Raw genomic sequence first — 19,093 nt, forward strand, 5'->3', positions numbered from 1 at the left:
CCATCGACCGGACCACCTACAAAGCCACCATCAGCATCACCATGCTCACGAGCAGCCCTTGACGCCCCGACCCCCGCCCTAACTGAACGGCGTTGGCCCTAGACCTCCTTAGGCCTCCTTAGACCTCCTTGCGGAAGCCCTCCGCCACCTTCAGGAACAGGTCGTTCGCCTCGGTCTCACCGATCGTGACGCGCACGCCCTCGCCCGCGAACGGCCGCACCATCACACCGTGCCGCTCGCACTCCGCCGCGAAGTCGAGCGTCCGCTCGCCGAGCCGCAGCCAGACGAAGTTCGCCTGGGTGTCCGGCACGGTCCACCCCTGGGCCACGAGCCCCGCGTGGACCCGCTCGCGCTCGGCCACCAACGAGCCGACCCGGCCGAGCAGTTCGTCCTCGGCCCGCAGCGAGGCCACCGCAGCGTCCTGGGCCAGCTGGCTCACCCCGAACGGGACCGCCGTCTTGCGCAGCGCCGCCGCCACGGGCTCGTGGGCGATCGCGAAGCCGACCCGCAGGCCCGCCAGGCCGTACGCCTTGGAGAACGTACGCAGCACGGCGACGTTGGGCCGGTCGCGGTACAGCTCGATGCCGTCCGGGATGTCGGTGTCGCGGACGAACTCCTTGTACGCCTCGTCGAGCACGACCAGGACGTCGGAGGGCACCCGGTCGAGGAAGCGCTCCAGCTCGGCCCGGCGGACCGCGGTGCCCGTGGGGTTGTTCGGGTTGCACACGAAGATCAGCCGGGTCCGGTCGGTGATCGCCGCGGCCATCGCGTCGAGGTCGTGCACATCGCCCTCGGTCAGCGGCACCGGCACCGCGGTGGCCCCGCTGATCTGCGTGATGATCGGGTACGCCTCGAAGGAGCGCCAGGCGTAGATCACCTCGTCACCCGGGCCGGAGGTGGCCTGGAGCAGCGACTGCGCGACCCCGACGGAGCCCGTGCCGGTCGCGATGTGCGAGACCGGCACGCCGAAGCGGTCGGCGAGCTCCTGCATCAGGCCGGTGCAGGCCATGTCCGGGTAGCGGTTGAAGTTCGCGGCGGCGGCCAGCGTGCTCTCCATGACACCGGGCAGCGGCGGATAGGGGTTCTCGTTGGACGACAGCTTGAAGGCCACGGGGCCGCCCGCGGCCGCCGGCTTGCCCGGCTTGTAGGTGGGGACGCCGTCCAGCTCGGCGCGCAGCTTCGGGCTGCCGGTGCTCGTCCCGCTGGTCTCGCTCACAGTGTGGCCTCCTCGACCGTCCTTACCGCCAATACTCCTCACCTTATGAGGATTCGCCTCCGCTGCGAATGGCCTGTGGACAACAGGAGGGACACGCTGCGCATCCCTTCCGCGGAGAGGGGGAGCGCGCACCCGGGTGGCGCGCGCCGGTGGCGGGCGCCGTGGCGCGCATCCCCCGTAGAGGTGAGTTGAGACCTCTTCGAGACCTCGCCCCTTCGCCAGGCCTACGCGGTCCGACAAGCCCAGGTCGCATACAGAAGTCCCTAACTGCCTTTGATTCCTTGCCTATTGACCCATTCCGACCATGCAGAAACGTGCCTGTCAATGCCTGCATATGCGACCGTCCCGACCGCCCCTCATCGCCCTACTATCGGCTCGCCATGACAGCAGCAGGGAAGCACCAGGTGAGCCGGGCACAGACCCGGGGAAGCCGGCAGGGCCGGGCAGGCATCCGGGACGTGGCCGCCGCCGCCGGGGTCTCCATCACGACTGTCTCCGACGCGCTCAACGGCAAGGGCCGACTCCCGGACGCCACCCGCCGCCACGTCCGCGAGGTCGCCGACCGGCTGGGCTACCGCCCATCCGCGGCGGCCCGCACGCTCCGTACGGGTAAATCGGGACTCATCGGCCTGACCGTGACCACGTACGGGGATGAACCTTTCACCTTCACCGAATTCGCATACTTCGCGGAGATGGCCAGAGCAGCCACATCGGCGGCACTCGCCCGGGGCTACGCCCTGGTCATCCTCCCCGCCACCTCCCGCCATGACGTCTGGTCGAACGTCGCCCTAGACGGCACCGTCGTCATCGACCCCTCCGACCATGACCCGGTCGTCACCGAACTGGTCCGGCAGGGCCTCCCCGTCGTCTCCGACGGACGCCCCGCCGGCACCCTTCCGGTCACCGCCTGGGTCGACAACGACCACGAAGCCGCCGTCCTCGATCTGCTCGACCACCTCGCCGACGCCGGCGCCCGCCGCATCGGCCTCCTCACCGGAACCACCACCGACACGTACACCCGCCTGTCCACCACCGCGTACCTGAACTGGTGCGAGAGGGTCGGCCAGGACCCCGTCTACGAGGCCTATCCGGCGCACGATCCGTGCGCGGGCGCCGTCGCGGCCGACCGGCTGCTCGCCCGCCCGGACCGACCCGACGCCGTGTACGGCCTCTTCGACCCCAACGGAACCGATCTCCTCGCGGCCGCGCGCCGCTACGGGCTGCGCGTCCCGGAGGACCTGCTGCTGGTCTGCTGCAGCGAGTCCACCGTCTACGCCACCACCGAACCGCCCATCACGACACTCTCGCTCAAGCCACGCAGGATCGGCACGGCCGTCGTCCAGCTCCTCATCGACGCCATCGAGGGGATCGATACGGACGGCCCGCTCGAGCAGGTGATACCGACCGAACTCATCGTGCGCACCTCCTCGCAGCGGCGCTCGCCGCGCACCACGGTCAGCCCGCCGCGCTCACCCGCCAAGGACTGATCGAGACCCACCCGACCCGCCGCCCCCACCCATGCCCGTGGGTCGGGGCGGCGAAACCGAGCACCGTACCGGCTTCAACCCTGGACTGGACCTTCTCAATTCGGGCGAAACAACCGGTGAACCCGGAGTGGACCCGGATTCACCACCCCTGGTGCGTCACACAGGAGGACCCTCATTCCTATGATGGGCGGACGACATCGTGGGCCTCCCCGACCAGGCCGGTCCACGATGTGCAGGGCATCGCGACGGTGGTGGAGGGGTCCATGACTCAGGGGGCCGGGCAGGAGCCCGTGGTGCGCACGGCGACATTGCGCGACTTCCGCGTACCGCCGTACGCCCGCGTGCCCGTACAGGGCCATGCCGCCGAGCCGACGTCCGCGGATCCGCAGCCGACCGCCGCACCGGGGCCGACGCCCGCACCGGCGCCGTCCGCCGCTCCCGCGCGGACCGTCGAGGCGGCACCGAGCGGGGCACTCCCCGTCATCGGCGCGCCCGCGTCCGTACCCGCCTCCGTACCCACCCCCGCGCCCGCGCCCGCCGACCCGACCCTGCTCCTGGGTCGTCGCGTCGCCCCCGCGTACACCGCCACAGCCGGTACCACCAGCACGACCGGCTCCTCCATCGTCTCGGTCGCCACCGGCCACCCCGGCAGCGCCTTCCCCGAGAGCGACCTGCCCGAGGGCTACACCCCGACCGAGCGCGACCTCCCGATCATCAACCGCGGCGACACCGCCCAGGTCCGGGTCATCCCCGACGCCGCCACCGCGCCCGACCCCGCCGCCACGAACGGCGACGGCCCCGGCCCCCTCTACGTCGTCGGTGACGTCCACGGCTACCTCGACGAACTCGTCGCCGCCCTGCGCGCCCAGGGCCTCGTCGATGAGAACGGCGGCTGGGCCGCGGGCAACGCCCGACTGTGGTTCCTCGGCGACTTCACCGACCGCGGCCCCGACGGCATCGGCGTCATCGACCTCGTCATGCGGCTGTCCGCCGAGGCCGCCGCCGCCGGCGGCTACTGCAAGGCCCTCATGGGCAACCACGAACTGCTGCTGATCGGCGCCAAGCGCTTCGGCGACACCCCGGTCAACTCGGGTGCGGGCACGGCCACCTTCCAGGCCGCCTGGCTGCTCAACGGCGGCCAGAAGCACGACATGGACCGGCTCCAGGACGTCCACCTCCAGTGGATGTCCCGGCTCGACGCCGTGGTCCTGGAGGACGACCACCTCCTCCTGCACTCCGACACCACCGCGTACCTCGAATACGGCGAGACCATCGAGGACGTCAACGAGACGGTCCACGAGATCCTCAACCGGAGCGACGCCGACGAGGTCTGGGACGTGTTCCGGAAGTTCACGAAACGCTTCGCGTTCCGCGACGAGGGCGGACCGCAGGCCGTCCAGGAGCTCCTCTCCACCTACGGCGGCGGCCGGATCGTGCACGGTCACAGCCCCATTCCGTACCTCCTCGGCCAGGTCGGCACGGAGGAGAGCGAGGGCGGCGGCGGACCGATCGTCGACGGACCGCACGTGTACGCGGACGGTCTCGCGATCGCCATGGACGGCGGTGTGACCATGGCCGGAAAGCTGCTGGTCGTCCAACTCCCGCTGAACAGCTGACGCATAACCCTGCGCAGCCGGGGAAGTCGATTTCCGGAAACACCCTGTCAGCCCGTGGCGTCACCGCAATACCATCGGACCATCCGTAGCAGGCTCTCCTCCGTTTCCGCCCGACCGGCCGTTCTCCACGGCTGATCCGGGCCTGCGGAGCATCGGGGGATGCACATGAACGTGGCTCCGTACCTGCTGACCGAGGATCGCGCCGAGTACGAGCGGGTCCTCGACGACGCACTGAGCACCGCCCACGCACGTCCGGATCTCGCCGGAGTCGGGACACGGCTCACGGCCGGGCAACTCCGCTCCATGGCCCTGAACGCGACAGCGCTGATCACCACCGCGGCGTCGAGCGAGTACGACCACTTCGTGAAGGTCCGCGAGCAGAGCCGCGTCGCGGTCGCCACCCGCGTGCCCGCCCCGCAGGACGGTTCCGGCGCGGGGATCGCCGCGATCGTCACCGTCATGGTGCCAGTTCTCGCCGGCTCGGCCGCCTTCATCTTCCTGCTGGTCGGCGCGCTCCTGCACGCGATCGCACCCACCGTGGTCTTCGGCGCGACGCTGCTGACGGCCGGCCTGGTCTTCGGCGCGATAGCCGCCGCCGGCCTGCTCTGCGCAGCCGCCGGTCTCCTCCGGACCGCCCTGCGCAACAGCCCGACCGCGACCGTCACGGCCGGTCCGCCCGCCACCGCGGCGGACGACGAACTGTCCCGCGCCCGCGAGGCCTGGCGCCTCGCCCTGCTCGAACGCGGCGTCGTCCCCTTCCTCCGCGACGCACTCGCCGCCGCACACCGGGACGACGATCCCGCCCCATGACAACGGGACCGGCCCGCGACTCCCCCGTGGGTCGCGGGCCGGTGCCTGCTCAGAAGCCGGCGCGGTGCCGTCGAAAGCCGGCGTCGTGCCGGTCATAAGCCGACGTGGCGCCGGTCGGAAACCAGCGCGGTGCCGGTCAAAAGCCGGCGTCGTGCCGGTCATAAGCCGACGTGGCGCCGGTCGGAAACCAGCGCGGTGCCGGTCAAAAGCCGGCGTCGTGCCGGTCGGAAGCCGCCGCCGTCAGTCCGCCAGCGGCAGGTAGACGCGGTTGCCGGCCTCCGCGAACTCCTTCGACTTCTCCGCCATCCCGGCCTCGATCTCCTGCTGCGTGCCGCCGTGCTCACGCCGGATGTCCTGGGAGATCTTCATCGAGCAGAACTTCGGACCGCACATCGAGCAGAAGTGCGCGGTCTTCGCGGGCTCCGCAGGCAGCGTCTCGTCGTGGAACTCGCGCGCCGTGACCGGGTCGAGCGCCAGGTTGAACTGGTCCTCCCAGCGGAACTCGAACCGCGCGTCCGAGAGGGCGTCGTCCCACTCCTGCGCGCCCGGGTGCCCCTTGGCGAGGTCCGCCGCGTGGGCGGAGATCTTGTACGTGATGACGCCCGTCTTCACGTCGTCCTTGTTCGGCAGGCCCAGGTGCTCCTTGGGCGTGACGTAGCAGAGCATCGCCGTGCCCCACCAGGCGATCATCGCCGCGCCGATGCCGGAGGTGATGTGGTCGTAGGCGGGCGCCACGTCCGTCGTCAGCGGGCCGAGCGTGTAGAACGGCGCCTCCTCGCAGATCTCCTGCTGGAGGTCGATGTTCTCCTTGATCTTGTGCATCGGGACGTGGCCGGGGCCCTCGATCATCGTCTGCACGTTGTGGCGCTTGGCTATCGTGTTCAGCTCGCCAAGCGTGCGCAACTCCGCGAACTGCGCCTCGTCGTTGGCGTCCGCGATCGAGCCGGGGCGCAGACCGTCGCCGAGCGAGTACGTGACGTCGTACGCCGCCAGGATCTCGCAGAGCTCCTCGAAGTTCGTGTAGAGGAAGTTCTCCTTGTGGTGCGCGAGACACCAGGCGGCCATGATCGAGCCGCCGCGCGACACGATGCCGGTCTTGCGTCGCGCGGTGAGCGGCACGTACGGCAGGAGCACGCCGGCGTGCACCGTCATGTAGTCGACGCCCTGTTCGGCCTGCTCGATGACCGTGTCCTTGTAGATCTCCCAGGTCAGGTCCTCGGCCTTACCGTCGACCTTCTCCAGGGCCTGGTAGAGCGGCACGGTGCCGATCGGTACGGGGGAGTTGCGCAGCACCCACTCGCGGGTGGTGTGGATGTTGCGGCCGGTGGACAGGTCCATGACCGTGTCCGCGCCCCACTTGGTCGCCCAGGTCATCTTCTCCACCTCCTCCTCGATGGAGGAGGTGACGGCGGAGTTGCCGATGTTGGCGTTGACCTTCACCAGGAACCGCTTGCCGATGATCATCGGCTCGATCTCCGGGTGGTTGACGTTCGCCGGGAGCACCGCGCGGCCCGCGGCGATCTCCTCCCGCACCACCTCGGGGGCGACGTTCTCGCGGATCGCGACGTACTCCATCTCCGGGGTGATCTCACCGCGGCGGGCGTACGCGAGCTGCGTCACCGCCTGGCCGTCGCGGCCGCGACGCGGCAGACGCGGGCGGCCGGGGAAGACGGCGTCGAGGTTCTTGAGCCCGCCGCCGCGCGGCGACGTGTGCTTGATGCCGTCGTCCTCGGGGCGGACGGGGCGGCCCGCGTACTCCTCGGTGTCGCCGCGCGCGATGACCCAGTTCTCGCGCAGCGGCGCCAGGCCGCGCCGTACGTCGGTGTCGATGGTGGGGTCGGTGTACGGACCGGACGTGTCGTACAGCGTCACGTCCTTGCCGTTGGTGAGGTGCACCTGACGGACCGGGACCCGGAGGTCGGGGCGCGAGCCCTGGATGTACCCCTTGTGCCAGCCCGGCGTGCGCTCGCCCGGGGTCTGGCTGTCCTGGCCGTCCTGGTTGGAGGCAGGCGTGCGTGCATCCTGAATGGTCATGAGACCGATCTCCCTACGCCGGCATTACCCGGTAACAGGTTCGGCGGTCGGCGCAGCCTCCTCCCGTACGTGCGTACGGTGATCAGCGCCCTCTCAGCCCGGTGCTCCGAGCTCCCGCGTGTGCAAAGGTGTCACCACGCTAGCGTCATCCCTGGCGTGCTGAACAGTGGGCCCCCGCCGTTCTTGCGATGATCGGTCGGTGACTTCCCCCCAGCAGACCCCCGAGCCGCACGACCACGGCCATGAACCCGGCCAGGCCCAGAGCCACGTCCAGAGCCACGGACACAGCCACAGCCACGGCCCCGCCGCCCCCGTCTCCCGGCATCTGCGCAAGGTCATCGCCGCCGTCCTGATCCCCTTCGCCACCGCCGTCGTGGTCGGGCTCGTGGTCCTGTGGCCCGGCAGTGCTCCGGCGCACGAGCGCACCGGCGTCGGCTTCGACCGGCAGACCGAGCAGGGCACGGTCGTCTCCGTCGAGCAGGTCGACTGCAAGGACGTGAACGCCGCCCAGGTCCCGCCGACCGGGGACACCTCCACACCGGAGGGGCGCGAGGCGGTCAACGCCCAGCAGGGGCAGTGCGAGAAGGCGACGATCGAGGTCACCAGCGGCCCGGAGAAGGGACGTACGTTCACCGAGATCGTGCAGCCCGACGCGCCCCGCCAACTGCACGAGGGGCAGGGCGTGGTGGTGGCGTACGCCCCCGACGCCCCACGCGACCTGCAGTACTCGGTGACGGATGTGAACCGGAAGCTCCCGTTGGCGGTGCTCGCCGGGATCTTCGCCCTCGTGGTCGTGCTCGTCGGCCGCATGAAGGGCGTGATGGCGCTCATCGCGCTCGCCGCGAGCTTCCTGGTGCTGACGCTCTTCATCCTGCCGGCGATCCTGGAGGGATCGAATCCGCTGATCGTGGCGGTGGTCGGGTCGAGCGCGATCATGCTGATCGCGCTCTACATGTGCCATGGGCTCTCGGCCCGCACCTCGGTCGCGGTGCTCGGCACGCTGATCTCGCTGCTGCTGATCGGTCTGCTCGGCTCGCTCTTCATCGGCTGGGCCTCGCTGAGCGGCAACACCGACGACAACACCGGCCTGATCCATGGCCTGTACCCGGACATCGACATGTCCGGCCTGCTGCTCGCCGGCATCATCATCGGTTCGCTCGGTGTGCTCGACGACGTGACCGTCACCCAGACGTCGGCGGTCTGGGAGCTGCACCAGGCCGACCCGGGCATGGGGCCGCGCGGACTGTACCGGGCCGCGATCCGGATCGGCCGCGACCACATCGCCTCGGTCGTGAACACACTGGTCCTCGCCTACGCGGGCGCCGCCCTGCCGCTCCTGCTGCTCTTCTCGATCGCGCAGAGCAGCATGGGCACGGTGGCCAACAGCGAGCTGGTCGCGGTGGAGATCGTCCGCACGCTGGTCGGTTCGATCGGTCTGGTCGCCTCCGTGCCGGTCACGACGGCCCTCGCGGCGCTGGTGGTCTCCGCCGACCGGCCGGGGCCGGACGTCGAGGGACAGCCTCGGGCGGCAGTACGGGGCGGTCGGCGCCGCCGCGCGAAGTAAGGGCTTCCGGGTGAGGGCTGGGCCGTCCCGCGCCCCGGCCCCCGTACTCCGCGTCCTGTTCCGCCCGGTCCCCCGATATGTCTGGCCCTCGATGCGCCTGGCCGCGTGGCGGCGGCCGGGCCTCAGCCGGCGTTCTCCTCTGCCAGAATCCGGCCGAGTGCCGCCTCCAGGTTGTCCTCGAAGTCACCGAGTGTCCGTTCCTGACCAAGCGGAACCAGCTTGTCCGTGCGGTCGAGGAAGGCGACCAACGGCGGCGCGCTGGCCCGGAACAGAGCGCGGTCACCGCCCACCTGGAGCCGGATGGAGACGTCCGACAGCCCCTCGGGGTCGGTCGGGGCGATGTGCACGTCCCCGTCCCCGCTCGGCCTGTTGATCCCGTCGAGCAGCAGTTCCCTGCCGAACGCCCAGGTCACGGGCGCGTCTCCGGGCAGGTGGAAGGTCATGCGCACCGCGTAAGGATCCCGGGTCTCGTATCGCAGCTCGACTGGGATCTTGAAGCAGAGCTCCTCGGAGACGAGGAAGCTCATCAGGACCTCGGCCTGAACCGACTCTCGCATCATGTACCCCGCAGTAGATGAAGCAGTTGTGTAAACACAGCTGCTGAAAGCTGTGACCGAAACGGCCAGGAATGATCCCCCGTGGCCCTCTTGACGCAATCGTGCTGTAAGCGCTAGCAGATCACAAGGAGTGATTTTTCAGATACTGATAGAGAACGCGAGCGAGCTGAAGAGCCTCCCGATCTCCGTACGTAGCCGCTCGACTGCTGGGAGCAACCGTTCTTCCTGATGAAGGGGGAGGGAAACGGCCATCGCGGCCGCCACGGAGCCCGCCGTGATGGGAATGGCGGCACAGACCGTGCCGAGTGCATATTCCTGGCGCTCCACCAGGGGCTCCATTCGCCCCAAACCGCCCAAACGATCCAAAAGGACACGGCGGTTACGCACCGTGTACGGAGTGATGGCTTCCACCGGGTGGCGGTCGAGGTGGTCTTGACGAGCTTTCAGATCGAGTTGGCTCAGCAGGCACTGCCCGATGGCGTGCGCGTGCGCGGTCTCGCGGAAGTCGGCCCACTCCTCCACCGCGGGGGCCGAGGGGGTGTCCGCGACGGCGACGAGCTCGATCTCGCCCTCGCGGTAGAGCGCGAAGTACACCGGCACACCGATCTCGTCCCGCCAACGGGCAAGGGAGTCTTCGATCTTGATGCGACGATTCTGCACAGCTCCGCCGCCGGCCAGTCGGACGGCGGCGTCGCCCAGGACGAACACACCCTTCTCGCGGCGTAGATAGCCCTCGTGCGTCAGGGTGCGGAGCAGGTGGTACGTGGTGGGCAGCGGAAGGCCCGTCTCGCGGGCGAGCTGTTTGGCCGGGGCGCCGTCCCCGTGGGAGGACACGGCCTCCAGAAGTCTCAGCGCCCGCTGCACCGAGCCGATCAGGGTAGGTGCAGCAGTCTGCGTAGCCGTGGCCAAAGGTCACCCCCAGGCGTGACGACGGATGCATGGCATCCGCCCGCGGGGGCCGCCCCCGCGCGCCCGCCGGGCCTGGGAAACCGCTGGTCAGTAGCGAGGTCTACGCCCGTAGTCCCCAACCCGGCGGAGGGATTCCACTCTAGTCGGAGCCTTTGGAGCCCCGCCCGAATTCGACCTCGCGTTCCCCCGCCCGGGCTAATAGCCGTCGTCGGCTCCCTACCGCTCGGTAGCTTGTGCTACCACTCCTCGCGCGACCCGGCGGAGTTCTTGAACTTCCGCACGACGTAGACCAGTCCGGCGACGAGGGCCACGAAGAGCAGCACCTTGAACAGCAGCGTGACCACGACAGTCAGGACGCTGGTGATGAGTCCGCCGAAGACCAGCAGGGCGAGAGCGGGTATGGCGACCCACTTCACCCACCAGGGCATCCCCGCGAGAATCTCCTGTACGGCCATGGTCCTACCTCGCTCTCGAAGATCTGTTCCACGCACTCCGCGCCGAACACCCTCAAGGCTAGGGGCGGAAAGCGGCTCACGGGGCCCTGCCGGCCCCCGCTCTCCCCTGATCCGCCCCCTAGGGGGTCGCCTCCCACACCTCGGGGCTCAGGCTTCGGGGCTGGGGCTCCGGGGCTCAGGCTCCGGGACTCAGCTCTCCGGCGGGGAGAACACCACCAGGACCCGCAGGTCCTCGCTGATGTGGTGGAACTTGTGGGACACCCCGGCCGGCACGTAGACCACGCTGCCGCGCGCCACCGGGGTCGTCTCCTCCCCGACCGTGATCGCCGCGCGGCCGCTCACCACGAAGTACACCTCGTCCTGGCCGTGCGGCTGCTGCGGGTCGAGCGCCCCCGCGTCCAGCGCGTACAGGCCCACCGACATGTTCCGCTCCCGCAGGAACTGGAGGTACGCGCCCTGGTTCGCGGCGCGCTCCGCCTCCAGTTCATCCAGTCGGAATGCCTTCATCGCCTGTCAGCCCCTGCCCTTGGCCCGATCATGTCTGCCACGATCAGACACATGATGAATTTCGTAGTCAAGACGCTCGCCAACGCGGGCGCCCTGGGAGTCGCCATCTGGCTGCTCCAGGACATCACCCTGACCGGTGAGAGCACCGGCAAGAAGGCCCTGACCCTCATTCTCGTCGCCCTGGTCTTCGGGCTGGTGAACTTCTTGGTCAAGCCTCTCGTCAAGCTGCTGACACTGCCGCTGTTCATCCTGACCCTCGGCCTGATCACCCTCGTGGTCAACGCCCTGATGCTGCTCCTCACGTCGTGGCTGGCCGAGCAGTTCGAGCTCAACTTCCATGTGGAGGGCTTCTGGACCGCCGTCCTCGGCGGCCTGATCATCTCCGTCGTCTCGTGGGCACTGAACGTCGTGCTCCCCGACAACGACTGAGCCGACGACCGTGACCTATCGCGTGTGCTTCGTCTGCACGGGCAACATCTGCCGCTCGCCGATGGCCGAGCACGTCTTCCGCCGCCGTGTGGAGGAGGCCGGCCTCGGCGGAGCGGTGGAGGTCGACAGCGCGGGGACCGGCGGCTGGCACGAGGGCGACGGTGCCGACCCGCGCACGGTCGCCGTCCTTGAGGAGAACGGCTACACCTCCGCGCACTCCGCCCGCCAGTTCATGGCCTCCTGGTTCCCCGCCCTCGATCTGGTGATCGCGCTGGACGAGGGGCACGTCCGGGAGCTCCGGGAGCTCGCCCGGACCCCCGAGGAAGCCGCGAGGATACGGCTGCTGCGCTCCTACGACCCGGCCGCCGGGGGCGCACTCGACGTCCCCGACCCGTACTACGGGGGCCGGGAGGTCTTCGAGGAGTGCCTGGAGATGGTGGAGGCCGCGAGCGAGGGACTGCTCGCGGCCGTACGTGCGGAAGTGGAGGAACGGACAGCGTGACCGACCAGGCAAGTGACCCCGGCCGGGCCGGCGACCCCGGCCCGCGGACGGCCGCCGTGCGCGGCGACGGGACGCTCGGTGACGGCACCCTCGCGGTGCGGGCCGGGCTTCCCGAACCCGTGAAGTACGAACCGACCCTGCCGGGGCCGGTCTTCGCGGCGCACTTCCATCTGCCGGGCGAGCCGACCGGCCCGTACACCTACGGCCGCGACGAGAACCCGACCTGGACCCATCTGGAACGGGCGATCGGCGAGCTGGAGGCACCGGGGGAGCAGGGCGTCGAGACGCTGGTCTTCGCCTCCGGCATGGCCGCGATCTCCGCCGTCCTCCTCTCCCAGCTGAAGGCCGGCGACGCGGTGGTGCTGCCGACCGACGGCTACCAGGCCCTGCCGCTGCTGCACGAGCAGCTCAGGGCGTACGGCGTCGAGGTCCGTACCGCGCCGACCGGTGGCGACGGGCAGCTCGCCGTCCTCGAAGGCGCCAGGCTGCTGTGGATCGAGACCCCGTCCAACCCCGGGCTCGATGTCTGCGACATCAGGCGCCTGGTGCGCGAGGCCCACGCCGTGGGGGCGCTGGTGGCCGTCGACAACACCCTCGCCACCCCGCTCGGCCAGCGGCCCCTGGAGCTGGGCGCGGACTTCTCCGTCGCCAGCGACACCAAGGGCATGACCGGGCATGGCGACGTCCTGCTCGGTCATGTGAGCTGCCGGGACCCGCAGCGGGCGGCGGAGGTACGGCGCTGGCGCAAGGTCGTCGGCGCGATCCCGGGTCCCATGGAGGCCTGGCTCGCCCACCGTTCACTGGCCACCCTCCAGCTGCGGATCGACCGGCAGTGTTCCACCGCCCTGTCCCTCGCGCGCGTGCTCGAAGGGCGCGCGGACGTGACCGGGCTGCGCTACCCGGGGCTTCCGGGCGACCCCTCGCACGCGGTGGCGGCCCGCCAGATGCGGCGCTTCGGGCCGGTGGTCTCCTTCGAGCTGGCGGACCGGAAGCGGGCCGAGCGGTTCCTGGAGGAGCTGCGGCTCGTGGACGACGCCACCAGTTTCGGCGGCGTGCGCTCCACGGCGGAGCGGCGCGGGCGCTGGGGCGGGGACGCGGTCGCGGAGGGCTTCATCCGCTTCTCGGTGGGCGCCGAGGATCCGGAGGATCTGATCTCCGACGTCCTGCGGGCCCTCGACGAGGCCAGCGCCGCCAACTGAGCCGTCATGGCGTCGGGGACCGGCCGGGCCGGTTCCTGTCGCGCCCCGGCCCGTGCCGGTCGCGCGGAACGGGGCGCTCCGAGCCTCCCCCCTCGTGGCTCGGAACGCCCTCGGTTCCACGCGCGGAGACCGCCTGAACAAGGCTAGTTGACTGTGCGTCAGTGTCCAATCACGGTAGCGACAGCGACCTATCGACTTATTTATAGTTGGACGGTCCTGAGGCGCAGTCAGCCGACCGCCTGAGTCGAACGGCCCGCACGGCCGGGAGGGGGCGGACATGGATCTGGCCCTGCTGCGCACGTTCGTCGCGGTGCACCGGGCCGGTTCCTTCACCCGCGCCGCCGCACTCCTGGGCCTCTCCCAGCCGGCCGTCACCAGCCAGATCAGAACCCTGGAGCGTCAGCTGGGCCGGCCGCTCTTCCTCAGGCAGGCGCGCGGGGTCACGCCGACCACGATCGGCGACGAGCTCGCGCACCGCGCCGCACCCCATCTGGACGCCCTGGTCGAGATCGCCGAGACCGGTCTCGACGAGGAGAGCGGCGTCCGCACCCTCCATGTCGCCGGGCCTCCGGAGTTCACCGCGCTCCGCGCGCTGCCCGCGCTCACCCCGCTGGTCGGCCAGGGGCTCGCCGTACGGGCCTCCTTCGTGGGCAACTCGGAGGAGATCCTCGACGGACTCGCGGCGGGCCATCACGATCTGGCCCTCACCCCCGCCCGCCCGCGCGGCGGCCTGTTCGCCACCACCCCGCTCTGCGACGAGGAGCACGTCCTGGTGGCGGCCCCGCGCTGGGCTGCACGGCTCGCCCCCGAGACGCTGCTCCGCAAGGGGGCGGTCGTCCTGGAGCAGCTGCCGGTGGTCGAGGTGCACGAGTCGCTGCCGTTCGTCTCCCGCTACTGGGCCGCCGTCTTCGAGACCAAGCCGGCGGCGGCCGCGGCCGTCATCGCCCCGGACCTGCGCGCCGTACGGGACTCCGCCGCCTCGGGTGCCGGTCTTGCCGTCCTGCCGCGCTATCTGTGCGAGGAGGCCTTGGAGCAGGGACGGCTCGTGGCGCTGCTCGACCCTCCGGTGCCTCCGCTGCGGACGTACTTCCTGGCCGTCAGGACCGGCACCCTCGCGCTGTCGCACATCGCGCGGGCCCACGAGGCTCTGCTGCGGGCCGCTGGGGGCTGGTGAGTTTCAGGACACCGCGTACGGGCCATTTTCTTCCCATGACTGAACGGCCCGTGATCAAGCGCACCGCACGCGCCATCCTGCTCGACGGGGACGATCTCGTCCTCATCAAACGCACCAAGCCGGGGATGGATCCGTACTGGGTCACGCCCGGTGGTGGTGTGGAACCCTCCGACGCCACCGTCGTCGAGGCCCTGCACCGCGAGGTGTACGAGGAGCTCGGCGCCAAGATCACCGATGTGGTGCCCTGCTTCGTCGACACCGTCGAACACATCGTCGACGGTGGGGTCTCCGGGGTGAAGGTCCAGCACTTCTTCGTGTGCCGACTCGGCTCCATGGATCCCTCCCTGCGGCACGGCCCCGAGATCGACGAGCCGGTCGGCGAGTACGAGATCGTCCGGGTGCCGTTCAGCCGGGTCGGCATCGCCGCCGTCCACCTCGTCCCTCTCTCCCTGCGCCACTATCTCGACGGCAACATCGAGGGGGTCCGCGCCATGCACGCTCCTGACCTGGGCTGATCACTGCTCACGGGGACGAGCTCGCTGCTCGCGGTGGTGAGCTCCGCCAGGAAGTCGTGCCGGATCCGGTCCGACGGCACCCCCGCTCCGCGCAGGGCGTCGACCCCGCGGCGCACCATGCCGAGCGGGCCCGAGAGGTAGGCGTCGCGCTCCTCCCAGGATCCGTAGCGGCAGACGGCGTCCGGGAGACGCCCCTGTTCCTCGGTGACCGGATGGACGGAGAGCCAGGGGAAGGTCTTCTGGAGCCTCAACAGCGTGTCGATGTCGTAGAGGTCGTGACCGCTGCGCGCCCCGTAGAAGACGTCGACCGGACGCCGGTCCCCGTGCTCGGCGACGTCCTCGACCAGGGCCTTGATCGGCGCGATCCCGGTGCCGCCGCCCAGACAGAGCAGTCCGGTGTCGGTGGAGTGGTCGACCGTCATCGAGCCGGCCGGCGGGCCGAGGCGCAGGACGTCCCCGGGGCGCGCCCTGTGGACCAGCGCGTTGGACACCCAGCCGGCCGGGACCGCCTTGACGTGGAGGGAGAGCAGCCCGTCGGGCCGGGGCGCCGCGGCGAAGGAGTAGTGGCGCCATATCCGGGGCCACCACGGGGTCTCCAGCGTCGTGTACTGCCCCGCCAGGAAGGGATACGGCTGGTCGGGCCGGAGGGTGACGACGGCGACGTCCGGGGTGCGGAGATCGTGGGAGACCACCTCGGCCTGCCACCAGGCGGGCGCGTGCTCCTCGTTCTCCGCCGCCGCGTCGATCATGATCTGGGAGATCGTCGTGTACGTACGGACCCAGGCCGCCTCGGTCTCCTCGTCCCAGCTCGCCGTGGCGTACCGGACGAGCGCACCGATGAGGGCCTCTCCGACGGCCGGGTAGTGGGCGGCCCGGGTGCCGTACTTGCGGTGCCCCTTGCCGAGGTTCTCCAGATACGCGGTGAGGACGGGTACGTCGTCCAGGTGCTCGGCCGCCGTCAGGAGGGCCTTCAGAAGCCGGTCGCGCTGGGTGTCCATGGCCGCGGGGAACATCTCGCGCAGCTCGGGGTTCCGGACGAAGAGCAGGGCGTAGAAGTACGAGGTCACCTGGTCGGCGACGGGTGCGATCTCCGCCAGGGTGCGGCGGACCAGAAAGGCGTCGGGGGAGACGCCTACGGAGGACTCCTCGTGAGCGGAGACCTCTACGGGTATTCGGGCCTCCGTCCCGTCCGTCGTGGTGGTCGGAGCATCCATCATGTGCCTCGCCTCGCGCTGGCCGGCTTCCGTGCCCGCAGCATGACGCTTCCGAGCACCGCTTCGGACGGAAAGCGGCGTTCTCGGGTCATAGGGCAGGGTTTCCGCTAAGCTGCGCCGTTTCGGACCAAGGCGTAGGCCTCGCGCAGATCTCCTCCGGTGTAGCTGTGGCGGGAGATCCCGGCGAGATGATGGTCCGCGTTCACGGCCACGGTGTCCCGCACGATCGCGAAGAGCTCGGCATCGGACATCGAGTCCCCGTAGGCCACGCAGTCGCCCCATTCCACCCCGTACTCCGTGCAGAGCTCCCGGGCGATCCGCACCTTCGCCGCCGCGTCGAGAATGCCGGGTCGATGGATCGGCTCGGTGAAGGGGACGGCGGGCCAGCGCGAACCGTGTGCCGTGTCGACGCCCCAGTCGAGCAGGCGCTCCACGAAGAAGTCGGGCGAGAGGGAGATGACCGCGCAGCGCTCACCCCGGGCCCGGATGTCGGCCCAGACCTCACGGATGCCGGCCAGCCAGGGCGCGCCCTCGAAGGCGGCGGCGACCTGCTCCAGGGTGAGTGTGGACCAGAGGTCGCGGGCCCGCACGGCGAACTCGTCCGGAGTGAGCCCCCGGAGAAACCCCTCCTCCAGCACGGCGATCTCCTCCGCGAGGCCCATCTGCCGGGAGATCTCCACAGCGGCGGCCGAACCTCTGATCAGCGTGCCGTCGAGGTCGAAGAGATGCAGCCTGCCGTGTCGGGATTCCATGGATTCACTCGGTTTCACGTGAAACATCGTCCGCATCCCAAGGGAGAGAATCAACGCCCCCTCGGGTAATCGACCGGATCTCGTAAACCAGTGGACGGACGATCACTGCTTCAGCCAGCCTGAAAGCTATGCCGATTCCCCCCTCCGCTCTCGCTCAACTCCCCATCCGGCGCCTCACCGCGGACGACCTCCTCGCCTGCGCCGACCTCTCCGAGAACAGGGGGTGGCTGCGCGAAGAGCACAAGTGGGGCCATCTGCTGACCGCGGGCACCGGCTACGGCATCGACGACCCCTCCGGCACGGGGCTGGTCACCTGCAGCGTCGTCACCTCGTACGGCCCGGGGCTCGCCGCGATCGGCATGGTGCTCGTCGCCGAGTCGTACGCACGCCAAGGCGTGGGTCGCAGACTCATGGAGCACGTCCTGGCGGAGGCCGGCGACACCCCGCTCACCCTGTACGCCACCGCCAACGGTCAGCCCCTCTACGAGCAGCTGGGCTTCGTCGAGACGAGCCGGGCCGAGATGGTGCGCGGACGATTCAGCTTCACCACGCCCGCCCCGGACGTTCCGGTCCGCCCGGCGACCGCGGAGGACCTCCAGGCGATCCTGCGTCTGGACCACGAGGTCTTCGGCCTCGATCGCACGCACATCATCACGCGGCTGCCGGCCTTCGCGGACCATCTCCGGGTCGCGGAGGAGAACGGCGAGATCACCGGCTTCGCGGCGGCGTGGCCCAACATGGACACGCACGTCGTCGGACCGCTGATCGCCAAGGACCCGGCCACGGCTCAGGCGCTGATCGCCTCCCTGGCCGCCGCCACCGACCGGCCGCTGCGCACCGACATCGATGTGCGCCACACGACGCTGCTGAGCTGGGCGAAGGAGAACGGCATCGACTCGATCGCCAACACCTCCGTGATGGTCCGCTCCCTCCCGGACCTCCCCGGCGACTGGCGCCGCCGCTTCGCCCCCCTGACCGTCGCGGCGGGGTGACGGATTTACTTGCAGACGCGCATTATTGCGTCGCATCGTCTACCCTGGCACTGAGCCGCCCCGGCGCCGAGGAGAGACCGAGGAGAGCCCATGACCGCGACGGACCCCGCACTGACCGCGCTGTCCCAGCGCTGGTGCGCCCTCTCCCTCCTGCACGGCAGGATCGAGTCCCACATCGAGCGCGCCCTGGAGTCCGGGCACGGTCTGAGCGTTCGTGAGTACTCGCTCCTCGACGTCCTCAGCCGCCAGCACAGCGGCCCGGGCGGCCACCTCCAGATGAAGCAGGTCGCCGACGCCGTCGTACTGAGCCAGAGCGCCACCACCCGGCTCGTCACCCGGCTCGAGGACCGCGGTCTGCTCACCCGGTACCTCTGCGCCACCGACCGGCGCGGCATCTACACCGATGTCACCGAGGCCGGCCTGAAGCTCCTCGAAGAGGCCCGTCCCACCAACGACAGCGCGCTGCGCGAAGCTCTCGACGAAGCCGCGAAGAACCCCGAGCTGGCCCCGCTGGTGCAGGTCGTGGAGGGCGTGGCGGTTACCGCCTGACCGAGGGCAGAGCTCGAGGACTGAGGGTGAGGGCAGAGGGCGGCGGCAGCGGAGCGTGCGTACCCTTCGGGGCATGAGCGATCTTGACATACGCCCCGCCCTCGCCACCGACGTCCCGGCGATCGTGGCGATGCTCGCCGACGACCCGCTGGGAGCACAGCGCGAGTCGCCCGACGACCTCGCCCCGTACCTCGCCGCCTTCGAGCGCCTCGTGAACGACCCCCATCAGCACGTCGTCGTGGCGGTCCGCGAGGAGAAGGTCGTCGGGACACTCCAGCTGACGGTGATCCCCGGGCTCTCCCGTCGGGGCACCACCCGGTCGATCGTCGAGGGCGTTCGCGTCCACTCCGACGAGCGCGGCAGCGGGCTCGGGACCCAGCTCATCGAGTGGGCCGTCGAGGAGTCCGGCCGTCAGGGCTGCGCACTGGTCCAGCTGACCTCCGACGTCACCCGCACCGACGCCCACCGCTTCTACGAACGGCTCGGCTTCGAGGCCTCCCACGTGGGCTTCAAGAAGAGCCTCTGAAGCACCCCGCGGGCGGACAGCGCGCCGGGCGACGACCCGGCGCGCTGTTTCACGTGAAACACGAGGTGGAGGGCGCGCAGGCAAGC

At 70.2% G+C, this 19,093-nt stretch carries 20 protein-coding genes; 12 read left to right on the forward strand and 8 right to left on the reverse strand.

What is annotated here, in order from left to right:
- Positions 1–118 precede the first annotated feature (118 nt).
- Complete coding sequence (hisC, locus tag ACWFR1_RS08340) at positions 119–1,216, reverse strand: histidinol-phosphate transaminase (RefSeq protein ID WP_453547956.1); 1,098 nt, start codon at positions 1,214–1,216, stop codon at positions 119–121.
- Between the two features lie 380 nt (positions 1,217–1,596).
- Between hisC and ACWFR1_RS08345 the strand changes: the two genes are divergently transcribed.
- From ACWFR1_RS08345 to ACWFR1_RS08355, 3 genes are all read left to right on the forward strand, one after another.
- Positions 1,597–2,703 (forward strand): LacI family DNA-binding transcriptional regulator, encoded by a 1,107-nt coding sequence (locus tag ACWFR1_RS08345; protein WP_453547958.1) that lies wholly within the window; start codon positions 1,597–1,599, stop codon positions 2,701–2,703.
- Positions 2,704–2,966: 263 nt separating this feature from the next.
- Positions 2,967–4,319 (forward strand): metallophosphoesterase, encoded by a 1,353-nt coding sequence (locus ACWFR1_RS08350; RefSeq protein ID WP_453547960.1) that lies wholly within the window; start codon positions 2,967–2,969, stop codon positions 4,317–4,319.
- A 159-nt stretch (positions 4,320–4,478) separates the two neighbouring features.
- The gene (locus ACWFR1_RS08355) at positions 4,479–5,129 is read left to right on the forward strand and encodes a hypothetical protein (protein WP_453547962.1); all 651 of its coding nucleotides are present in this window, start codon (positions 4,479–4,481) and stop codon (positions 5,127–5,129) included.
- 240 nt (positions 5,130–5,369) lie between these two features.
- Here the strand turns inward: ACWFR1_RS08355 and thiC are convergent, their stop codons facing one another.
- Positions 5,370–7,163, reverse strand: a complete 1,794-nt coding sequence (thiC, locus tag ACWFR1_RS08360) for a phosphomethylpyrimidine synthase ThiC (RefSeq protein ID WP_453547964.1) — start codon at positions 7,161–7,163, stop codon at positions 5,370–5,372.
- A 199-nt stretch (positions 7,164–7,362) separates the two neighbouring features.
- Here thiC and ACWFR1_RS08365 point away from each other — a divergent pair, with 199 nt between their 5' ends.
- Positions 7,363–8,727: a YibE/F family protein gene (locus ACWFR1_RS08365; protein WP_453547966.1), complete on the forward strand. Its 1,365-nt coding sequence runs from the start codon at positions 7,363–7,365 to the stop codon at positions 8,725–8,727.
- Positions 8,728–8,849: 122 nt separating this feature from the next.
- On the opposite strand, the gene ACWFR1_RS08370 is transcribed toward ACWFR1_RS08365, so the two are convergent.
- From ACWFR1_RS08370 to ACWFR1_RS08385, 4 genes are all read right to left on the reverse strand, one after another.
- A complete protein-coding gene (locus ACWFR1_RS08370; protein WP_024760447.1) occupies positions 8,850–9,284 on the reverse strand; it encodes an SsgA family sporulation/cell division regulator in 435 nt (144 codons plus the stop codon).
- A 138-nt stretch (positions 9,285–9,422) separates the two neighbouring features.
- Positions 9,423–10,193: an IclR family transcriptional regulator gene (locus tag ACWFR1_RS08375; RefSeq protein WP_453547968.1), complete on the reverse strand. Its 771-nt coding sequence runs from the start codon at positions 10,191–10,193 to the stop codon at positions 9,423–9,425.
- A gap of 236 nt (positions 10,194–10,429) precedes the next feature.
- The gene (locus tag ACWFR1_RS08380) at positions 10,430–10,648 is read right to left on the reverse strand and encodes a DUF5326 family protein (RefSeq protein ID WP_453547971.1); all 219 of its coding nucleotides are present in this window, start codon (positions 10,646–10,648) and stop codon (positions 10,430–10,432) included.
- A gap of 189 nt (positions 10,649–10,837) precedes the next feature.
- Positions 10,838–11,155, reverse strand: coding sequence for a cupin domain-containing protein (locus tag ACWFR1_RS08385; RefSeq protein ID WP_453547973.1), 318 nt, complete (start codon positions 11,153–11,155; stop codon positions 10,838–10,840).
- A 51-nt stretch (positions 11,156–11,206) separates the two neighbouring features.
- Between ACWFR1_RS08385 and ACWFR1_RS08390 the strand changes: the two genes are divergently transcribed.
- The 5 genes from ACWFR1_RS08390 (at position 11,207) to ACWFR1_RS08410 (ending at position 14,974) form a co-directional block, all read left to right on the forward strand.
- Positions 11,207–11,584 carry a phage holin family protein gene (locus ACWFR1_RS08390; RefSeq protein WP_453547975.1) on the forward strand — a complete coding sequence of 126 codons (378 nt, stop codon included), beginning with the start codon at positions 11,207–11,209 and terminating at the stop codon, positions 11,582–11,584.
- Positions 11,585–11,594: 10 nt separating this feature from the next.
- On the forward strand, positions 11,595–12,086 hold the full coding sequence (locus tag ACWFR1_RS08395; RefSeq protein WP_453547977.1) for a low molecular weight protein-tyrosine-phosphatase: 492 nt from the start codon (positions 11,595–11,597) through the stop codon (positions 12,084–12,086).
- A gap of 56 nt (positions 12,087–12,142) precedes the next feature.
- Complete coding sequence (locus ACWFR1_RS08400) at positions 12,143–13,285, forward strand: cystathionine gamma-lyase (RefSeq protein WP_453548212.1); 1,143 nt, start codon at positions 12,143–12,145, stop codon at positions 13,283–13,285.
- Between the two features lie 277 nt (positions 13,286–13,562).
- The gene (locus tag ACWFR1_RS08405; RefSeq protein WP_453547979.1) at positions 13,563–14,459 is read left to right on the forward strand and encodes a LysR family transcriptional regulator; all 897 of its coding nucleotides are present in this window, start codon (positions 13,563–13,565) and stop codon (positions 14,457–14,459) included.
- 35 nt (positions 14,460–14,494) lie between these two features.
- Entirely contained in the window at positions 14,495–14,974 is a 480-nt protein-coding gene (locus ACWFR1_RS08410) for an NUDIX domain-containing protein (RefSeq protein WP_453547981.1), read from the forward strand.
- On the opposite strand, the gene ACWFR1_RS08415 is transcribed toward ACWFR1_RS08410, so the two are convergent.
- Both ACWFR1_RS08415 and ACWFR1_RS08420 read right to left on the reverse strand, forming a co-directional pair.
- Complete coding sequence (locus tag ACWFR1_RS08415) at positions 14,917–16,191, reverse strand: globin domain-containing protein (protein ID WP_453547983.1); 1,275 nt, start codon at positions 16,189–16,191, stop codon at positions 14,917–14,919. The genes ACWFR1_RS08410 and ACWFR1_RS08415 overlap by 58 nt on opposite strands.
- 104 nt (positions 16,192–16,295) lie before the next feature.
- A complete protein-coding gene (locus ACWFR1_RS08420) occupies positions 16,296–16,967 on the reverse strand; it encodes an HAD family hydrolase (RefSeq protein ID WP_453547985.1) in 672 nt (223 codons plus the stop codon).
- A 101-nt stretch (positions 16,968–17,068) separates the two neighbouring features.
- On the opposite strand from ACWFR1_RS08420, the gene ACWFR1_RS08425 reads away from it, so the two are divergent.
- The 3 genes from ACWFR1_RS08425 (at position 17,069) to ACWFR1_RS08435 (ending at position 19,007) form a co-directional block, all read left to right on the forward strand.
- Entirely contained in the window at positions 17,069–17,932 is an 864-nt protein-coding gene (locus tag ACWFR1_RS08425; RefSeq protein ID WP_453547987.1) for a GNAT family N-acetyltransferase, read from the forward strand.
- 90 nt (positions 17,933–18,022) lie between these two features.
- The gene (locus tag ACWFR1_RS08430; RefSeq protein ID WP_453547989.1) at positions 18,023–18,481 is read left to right on the forward strand and encodes a MarR family winged helix-turn-helix transcriptional regulator; all 459 of its coding nucleotides are present in this window, start codon (positions 18,023–18,025) and stop codon (positions 18,479–18,481) included.
- Between the two features lie 73 nt (positions 18,482–18,554).
- Positions 18,555–19,007, forward strand: coding sequence for an N-acetyltransferase family protein (locus tag ACWFR1_RS08435; RefSeq protein WP_453547991.1), 453 nt, complete (start codon positions 18,555–18,557; stop codon positions 19,005–19,007).
- The last annotated feature ends 86 nt before the right edge of the window (positions 19,008–19,093 follow it).

This window comes from Streptomyces sp. NPDC055103 (assembly GCF_053607625.1).

Coding starts and splice junctions, on each gene's coding strand:
- ACWFR1_RS08345 (WP_453547958.1), top strand. CDS start 1,597: ATGACAGCAGCAGGGAAGCACCAGGTGAGCCGGGCACAGACCCGGGGA.
- ACWFR1_RS08350 (WP_453547960.1), top strand. CDS start 2,967: ATGACTCAGGGGGCCGGGCAGGAGCCCGTGGTGCGCACGGCGACATTG.
- ACWFR1_RS08355 (WP_453547962.1), top strand. CDS start 4,479: ATGCACATGAACGTGGCTCCGTACCTGCTGACCGAGGATCGCGCCGAG.
- thiC (WP_453547964.1), bottom strand. CDS start 7,163: ATGACCATTCAGGATGCACGCACGCCTGCCTCCAACCAGGACGGCCAG.
- ACWFR1_RS08370 (WP_024760447.1), bottom strand. CDS start 9,284: ATGCGAGAGTCGGTTCAGGCCGAGGTCCTGATGAGCTTCCTCGTCTCC.
- ACWFR1_RS08380 (WP_453547971.1), bottom strand. CDS start 10,648: ATGGCCGTACAGGAGATTCTCGCGGGGATGCCCTGGTGGGTGAAGTGG.
- ACWFR1_RS08385 (WP_453547973.1), bottom strand. CDS start 11,155: ATGAAGGCATTCCGACTGGATGAACTGGAGGCGGAGCGCGCCGCGAAC.
- ACWFR1_RS08390 (WP_453547975.1), top strand. CDS start 11,207: ATGATGAATTTCGTAGTCAAGACGCTCGCCAACGCGGGCGCCCTGGGA.
- ACWFR1_RS08405 (WP_453547979.1), top strand. CDS start 13,563: ATGGATCTGGCCCTGCTGCGCACGTTCGTCGCGGTGCACCGGGCCGGT.
- ACWFR1_RS08410 (WP_453547981.1), top strand. CDS start 14,495: ATGACTGAACGGCCCGTGATCAAGCGCACCGCACGCGCCATCCTGCTC.
- ACWFR1_RS08415 (WP_453547983.1), bottom strand. CDS start 16,191: ATGATGGATGCTCCGACCACCACGACGGACGGGACGGAGGCCCGAATA.
- ACWFR1_RS08420 (WP_453547985.1), bottom strand. CDS start 16,967: ATGTTTCACGTGAAACCGAGTGAATCCATGGAATCCCGACACGGCAGG.
- ACWFR1_RS08425 (WP_453547987.1), top strand. CDS start 17,069: ATGCCGATTCCCCCCTCCGCTCTCGCTCAACTCCCCATCCGGCGCCTC.
- ACWFR1_RS08430 (WP_453547989.1), top strand. CDS start 18,023: ATGACCGCGACGGACCCCGCACTGACCGCGCTGTCCCAGCGCTGGTGC.
- ACWFR1_RS08435 (WP_453547991.1), top strand. CDS start 18,555: ATGAGCGATCTTGACATACGCCCCGCCCTCGCCACCGACGTCCCGGCG.